This window comes from Saccharopolyspora sp. NPDC050642, assembly GCF_040654735.1.
Lineage (GTDB): Bacteria > Actinomycetota > Actinomycetes > Mycobacteriales > Pseudonocardiaceae > Saccharopolyspora > Saccharopolyspora elongata.
Genome location: NZ_JBFAIN010000083.1, coordinates 1 through 7,529 on the forward strand (window position 1 = coordinate 1; position 7,529 = coordinate 7,529).

General features: G+C 67.7%; 1 protein-coding gene. It reads left to right on the top strand.

Annotation, left to right across the window (positions count from 1 at the left end; translation table 11 throughout):
- Positions 1-2,346: 2,346 nt before the first annotated feature.
- On the top strand, positions 2,347-7,529 hold a 5,183-nt coding region (locus tag AB0H93_RS44060), incomplete at its 3' end, for a hypothetical protein (protein ID WP_358582898.1).

Here is a 7,529-nt window from a genome sequence, read left to right on the forward strand (position 1 = left end):
GCGGTGGGGTCGGTGTTGTCGTTCGGGGCGATGGGGGCGCTGCCGAAGCTGAAGGGTGCGATCAAGGATTGGGTGAAGCATGCGGGCGGTAAGCCAGACGCGGTGGATGGGTGGTTTGCCAGTCCGTGGGCGCGGATTGGTGGTGAGGGCTTGCATGAGGGCGTTACCGAGATGGTCGCGACCGGGATTTTGGGTGATTTCGCGTTCAATCCGGCGGCGTTTACCGCGGGTGCGGCTTCGGGGGTGGCTGAGATCGCGGGGGAGAAGGCGGGGGCGGGTCTGAGCGGGCTGGTGTTGGACCAGGAAGCCAACAAGCATGTCCCGGGCGATGAGGATGCTGATAGCGGCTACGGCAGCGACGAGGACGCCGACGCGGACGCGGACGACGCGGGCAGCGAGTTCGGTAGCGGTAGCAGCGAGTCCGGCGGTAGCAGCGGCGAGTCCGGCTACGGCAGTGACGAGGACGCGGACGACGCAAGCAGCGAGTCCGGCGGCGATAGCAGCGAGTCCGGTTACGGCAGCGGCGAGGACGCGGACGACGCCACAAGCGAGTCCGGTAGCGGTAGCGGCGAGTCCGGTTACGGCAGTGACGAGGACGCGGACGACGCAAGCAGCGAGTCCGGTAGCGGCAGCAGCGAGTCCGGTAGCGGTAGCGGCGAGTCCGGCAGTGGTAGTGGCGAGTCTGGCAGTGGTAGTGGCGAGTCCGGCAGTGGTAGTGGTGTTGGTGGGCCGGGGTTGGGGTCGTTGGCCGGCGGGACCAGCGTCCCACCGGCTATCTCCGCCCGTTCCTCTGGTCAGGGCGATTCCGGTGGTTCTGGTGGGGGCCGGGATGCCGTGTTGCCGGGTAACGGCCGGCACCAGCCCGGCGGCGACGAGCACAGTTCGGCCTCGGTGGGCGAGCCCCGCCACATCAGTGTTGTCGAGGGTTCTGGTGCTGTGTCTGGGGGTGGGGAAACCTCTGGTGGCCGGGGTGTGCCGGGTGAGCGGGTCGGTGCTGGGGGTGTGCCGGGCACCAAGGCTGTGGTGGATCCGGTGGGTGTTGTTGCGTCGCGGCCGGGGCAGCCGGATGCCCAGGTCCCGGCCACGCCGGATGCGCAGGTCCCGGCCGCGTCGGGTGATCCGGGGCGGTCCGCGGCCGTCCGGGAAGAGTCTGGTGGCGGGCAGCAGCGGGTGCCGGAAGGTCATCGGCAGGTTCCGTCGGGGCAGGATGTTCCGCAGTCAGGCGTCACCGGCGATGGCAGCCCTGGCGAGGTCGTCACGCACTCTGCCCGCACCCCCGGGAACGAGGGGTTCGGTGGTTCCGCGCAGTCCGAGTCCCACGGGGCAGGTTCCGGGTCGGCACCCAACGCCGGTGAGGTTGTCACCCGCAATCAGGCCAACCCGAGCTCCGAGCCCGCCGGTCAGCCTGGCGGCGAACGTGGTGATGTGTCTGGCGGTGCGCGGGTCGGTGAGTCGACCGGCGTGCCTGGCGGTGGTCGGGAGTCGGCTGGTGAGTCTGGTGATCGCGGGTTCACCGGTGAGTCTGGTGGTGGCGAGCGGGTCGGCACGCCTGGCGGTGAGCGGGCCGGTGGGTCGGCCAGCGTTGGTGAACGCGGGGTTGAGCCCAGGGGCGAGAGCGGCGGCGAGTCTGGCGGTGGTCGCGAGTCGACCGGCACGCCTGGCGGTGAGCGGGCCGGTGGGTCGGTCGGCGTGCCTGGCGGTGGTCGGGAGTCGGCCGGTGAGTCTGGCGGTGAGTCGACGTCGGCGCGGATTCCTTCTGCTCCGGTCGTTTCCCATGCCGCGGTCGACTCCGGTACCGAGGGTGGCCGCGACGGCGTGACCCCGGCACCGATCCAGGCCCCGGCCGCCAGCACCGGCACCGGGTCGGGTTCTGGTTCGGGGACGGGTCAGGGTTCCGGCCAGGCGCCGGTGACCGCTCCGGCGGCGGCTCCGGTTTCGCAGACTCCGGCGGCGGCTCCGGTTTCGCAGGTTCCTGCGGCGGCTGGCTCGGGTGTCCCCGCGGCTGCTGCGACCGGTACTACCGGGGGTTCTGCGCCGGTGGGGACGTCGGGTTCTGTGCCGGTGGGGACGTCCGCCGGGTCGGGTACGTCTGGTGGGACGTCCGCCGGATCGGGTGGGACGTCGGCTGGTTCGGGTGTGGTGCCGTCGTTGAGGGCTGGGACGGTGGGTCCGGGGATGCCGGGCCGGGTCGGTGATGGTTCCCGTTCTGGTGGGGTGCGGGAGGTGACGGCGGCCGCGGGTGTCGGTGATGGTGCTGACTCGTCGCGGGTGGGGAAGGTTGGTGGTGGTCGGGCGCCGGGGCCGGGTGTGGGTTCGGGGCCGGGGTCGCGGCGTGAGTTGTTGGCGATGTTGGTTGCTGCTGATCCGGATTTGCGGATGTATGCGGGGTTGTTGGGGGATCCGGAGGCGTTGCCGGCGAAGTTGCGGGCGTATGCGGCTAAGCCGAAGAAGGATCTGCGGTTGGCCAACGCCGGGATCACGTCGTTCATGTGGTTGAACACGATCCTGCCTGGCCGGGTTGATCAGTTGGCGTTGACGGGCAGGTACGGGCCGGAAACGTTGCTGGGGTTGTATGAGTTGCTGCTTCGCCAGCCCCGGCAGGGTGACCGGGCGCGCGAGATCGCGTCGGTGGTGGCCGAGTTGCTGGGGGTGCAGCCGGATCCGGGTTCGTGGAACCCGCGGGACTGGTTCGGTCTCGCGAAGGGGCGGGGTCTGCCGGCGACCCGCGGCGAGAAAACCGCGCCGGAGAACCTCAAGGAGAAAACCGCGACGGAGACCCGCGGCGAGAAGACCGCGGCGGAGACCGGCGAGGAGAAGACCACGGCGGAGGTCGTTGACGAGAAGACCCGCTCGAACGATCAGGACGATCAGGACGACCGGGACCGCGACCCGGATGCCATCGAACCGGCGCCCACGCCGCAGGTACCGGAGGTCCCCGAAAACAATTTCCCGGGCAGGATGGCGCGGGACATCCTGATACGCCACGGCGACACCGATCGGTTGCTGGCCGATGGAAGTTACGACGCGGCGTTCGAGCAGATCGAGAAGCGAGTGCGGGAGCGGCGGGCCACTGTGGACGCCGACGCTGTGGAGATCTTGCGCGGTCGCCGCGCACTGCGCCCAGAGTTTGTTGACCCGTCGTACGCACCGTCGGCGAAGCGCGGGGATGGCCGTACACCGTTGACCACCGAGGCGGAGATCCACGCCGCTTCGGCGGAGCTCACGAACACTTACCGGCCAGACGATCCGGAGTTCATCGCGGCGTTGGAGCTGGCCCGTCGCGTGGTGGGCGAGACCAACCTGACCGGTGACCGTGACGTCGCTGAGGTCATTGCCCGCTTGGTTGCTCATGAGCACGTGACGATGCGGTGGCGGGGTGAGCGTCTGGAGAGGTACGCCACGGAGTTGGGGTTCGTCCTGGGGACGGTGGACCCGGGGTGGGCTCTGTCGCCGCGCAGGCTAGAAAACCGGCCCGGACTTCGGGGCGGAGGCCCTGGCGACTCCGGCGGCGGTCAGCGGCCCGCGGGGGCCGGGAGTTTCAGTCGACGGGCTCCGGCGGTTCTGCGTCCGTTGGACTTGAGCCCTGGCGGGTTGAAGTCCCTGGCAGATGAGCTTGATGGCCTGCTGCTTAGCAGCTCGGATTTGCGGAAAGCCACGTCTAAGCTTGGCGGGGTTTCGTTGGGCGCCGCGGGGAGAGGGCTGCTTCCGGCCGCGTTTAGTGAGGCGTCCGCGATTCCTGTCAGCACGGTTGCCGTGCATATCGAGGCGGGTACGCCGGAGGCCGTGGAGGCGATCAAGGGGACACGGGAGCTGGCGGGCTTGGTTCACAACGGTGTGAGCCGGATTCCGATGGCGGGGTGGCTGGCGGTGCTGGCGCACGTGACTGGGGCGTCGGGGAATGTTGCAGGGACGCCGGTTGGGCCGGTTGAGGCGTTGACGTTCGAGAGTTTGGAGGAGGTGGCGCGGAAGCTGGGTGATGCGACTGGGGCGAAGCGCTGGGCTCTGCCGTCGACGGGCGCGGTGCCCGACGAGACGGCGCGGGAGGCGACGGCAGGACATCTGGTCAAAGCCAAACATGCGGTGCTTATGGCGTTCGAGGGCAACCTTGTGAGTGAAGGCGCACGGGGTCTCTTGGATGAGCTGCCGTGGGGCAGGCGGGAGGCTGTGGAGACGTTCGTCGCGCATGTGTTGGCGTTGAATCCGTTTGCGTTGCGGGTGATGGCGAAGACCGAGTCGTTCCACGACGCCCCATCGTGGGGCGACACCGACGGCTGGACCGGCGGGGCAAGTCCCGGCTCACCCAGGGGTGTCGCCGCAGCCTTGCTGGACGTCGTCGCCAAATTGATCCCGCAGTCGGGATCCGAAAGTCCGAAAGTGGCTCAGGCGAGGGATGATCTCCTGCCTGCGGGATTGCGGGCGGCGGTCAGAGCTATGGACCGGCACGAGTCGCGCTTCTGGGGGCCGGCCTTGACCGCTCGGTCGGGGGCTTTGACCAGGCTGCGGTCGGATTTAGCTGCGGCGAAGCAGGAGGTGGTCAGCGCTTATAACAAGCTCAGCCGGGAGGACCGTCAGGTCTTGCTCGGCCGGGACCAGGTGGTTCAGGGCGCGATCAACAGGTTCGTCGCCGAGGCATTGATGAGTGGCTCGATGGCACAGAAGCTGGCGCTGCAAACGCCACAGATTAAGCATTTCGTCGTCACTCGTGACGCCAACTCGTTGCTGAGAGCTGTTGTTTCGGGCGGTATGGATCGGAGCTTGCTGGCGGCGGCCGCGAAGGAGCTTGGTGCGGCGTCGGAAGTTGCCGAGTCGTCAGTGGCGAGTGGGGTGGTGATCGATTCCGGATCCGGGCGTGGTGGTTCTGGGGTAGGGACTGGGGATTCCCGTCGACTTGCGGCTCCGGCGGATGTGCAGTCGGAGTCGAGGGCTGCTGTGTTGAGTTCGTTGATGGGTGCGTTTGATCGGTACCAGGAGAAGCTAAGGCAACGGCTGGCGTCGTCCGCTGGTGGCTCCGGCGGTGGTCAGCAGCCTGCGGGGGCCGGATCCGGGCGCGGTGGTTTTGGGGCGGTGCCTAGGGTTTCCAGTCGACTTGCGGCTCCGGCGGATGTGCCGCCGTCGGAGCCGAGGCCTGCTTGGGTGAATTCGTATTTGGGTGCGCTTGAGAAGCACGAGGAGAATGTAAGGCGAAGGCTGGGGCCGTCCGCTGGTGGCTCCGGTGGTGGTCAGCAGCCCGCGGGTGCCGGATCCGGGCACGAAAGATCTGATCAGCGTAAGCGGGAGGCTGTGGAGCCTCCGGAGAAGCGGCAACGTGTTGACGGGCCGGGGGCTGGTTTCGATGCGGGGTTTGGTGGGTTGGTGTGGTCGTGGGATGGGTTGGGCGATGTGGTGTCGCGGTTGGCTGCGGCTGAGGGTCGGGGGGTGGCGGCGGATGTTGAGTCGGCGATGGGGGAGGTGGCCGAAGCGTATGCCGAGTTGCCGGCTGCGGTGCGTGAAGTCCTGCACGGTCTGGGAGTGCGGGAGGGTGTTGATCAATTTGTGGGCTATGTGCTGGCAGGGCGGCCGTTTGCGTTGCGGGTGGTGGAGCAGACGCCGGAGTTGCGGGGTGTTGGGGGTACTGCTGTCGAGCTGTTGACGGCTATAGCGGGGGGTTTTGAGCGGATGGCGTGGAGGGCGGTGGTGGGTGGGTCTGCGGCGCGGGATGCGTTTGTTACGGCGTTGGCTCATAGGGGGGCGCGGTTCGACGGTGGGCTGTTGCCGGTGTTGATGGATGAACTTCCGGGCGGTGCGGACGTGCGGGGGGTGCTGACTGCGACGGTGGTGGATGGGTTTATGGAGGGTCTGCCGGGCGTTGCGGTGTTGGTGGTGGGCTGGCCGGGTGCTGGGTCGTTGTCGATTCGGGCGTGGCATGTGTCGGTGGACGATGTGGTGTTCGAGTTTCCGCCGGATCTGGGGGTTGATGCACGGTTCTCCTACTATTCGGTGCTCGTGGTCGATAGCCAGGGACAGCGGCGTGCCCCGGTTCTGGCGGCCGCGACGGTGCCGCCCGGGATGGCGGCTCCGGTCGAGGGGGGCGCTGGCTTCGGTGGGGCGGCGACTGCGGCGGAGACCGTCGGCGGTGTGTCGGTCCCGGACATGATGCCCGGGACCGGTCCGGAGCATCGTGCGAAGCCGCACGATGAGCCCACGCTGGGGGGCCGGTCGGCGGTGGTGTGGTCGCTCGAGGGGTTGTCGGTTGCTGCGAGTCGGTTTGAGGAGGCCGAACAACGCCACGAGGCCCGGAACCTCGTTGACGCGAGGGCACGGGTGCGCGCCACGTATGAGGACCTTATCGGTGCTCCTGGTCGCGATCGGGAAAGGGTTTTCCTTGCGGCATTGAGCAGAGACAAGCGGCACGACGCCCTTGTGACGATTGCCGCTCATCTTATGAGCGGTAGTCCGGAAGCGTTGTCGGTGATACCGGATCTGCAGGTGGATGCCCGGGATTCCGCGGAGGTGTTGTTGCGGGCTCTCGCGCGCAACCTGCTGCAGCAACCGAGGGAGGCCGGACACGACAATCCCGCGGGAACCGCACAAGTATCCGCGTCCAGTGTGGAAGGTGGGACGACCCCTGATCTGTTGGAGTCCTACAGGGTTGCGCGGCGGGAGTTGGAGGAGGCTCGGCAGGACCGCGAGCAGAAGGTGGACGAGGCGTTTGTGCGCGCGGACAGCCTTTTGGGCGCGCTTCGGGGGTACCCGGTGGCTCGGGTGCTGATGGCGCGTCAGTTCCTGAGGTTCCCGAATGATGACGAAGCGGCTGCGGGACTGCGTGCACGGCTGGTGCGCCAGATGAGCCGGCTGCCGCATATCGGTGCGGGTGCGGGTCCGGAGCCGGGTGGGGTTGCGGGACAGGGGGTTGAGGCAGGGGGCGGTGCGTCGGGATCTTCGGCGGATGCTGTGTCGCGCTCTGCGGGGGGAGTACAGCCGGCCCCGAAAGCAAGTAAGAGTCGGGACCGTAATAAGGCTGCGCGGCGTGCGCGGATGGAGGAGTTGCAGCAGTCGCTGGAGGGTCTAAATGCTAGGCAGGATGAGTTGGAGTTGGAGTTGGAGTTGGAGTTGGAGTTGGCGGGGGCGCCGGCGTTGGATGCGGCTGGGCGGGGGGAGTGGGAGGCGCTGCAGGAGAGTATTAAGTCGGCGCAGGAGGAGTTCAACAGCCTTGAGGCGAAGGATCTGCGGTTGCGCCAACAGGAGGCGCAATACCAGAGTGCGTCTCGGGCGAGGAAGGCTGCGCGGCGGCGGGCTGAGGCATTGTCTGCTGGGGGAGGGGTTTCGTTTGTTGGTGAGTCCGCTCAGGTAGCGGGGCGGTCAGGGCAGTCTGGGGCGGAGTTTGAGCTGAGTGCGTTTATCGCTGATGCGGAGGCTGGGTTGCGGAGGATGCGGGATGAGGGGCGGCAAGTTCTCGTAGATGGTCTGATTGCTGATATGCGGGCGCGTGAGGTGGGAGTGGTTTCTGGGGGTGATGATGGTCTTGTGAATGTGGTGGCTTATTACATGTT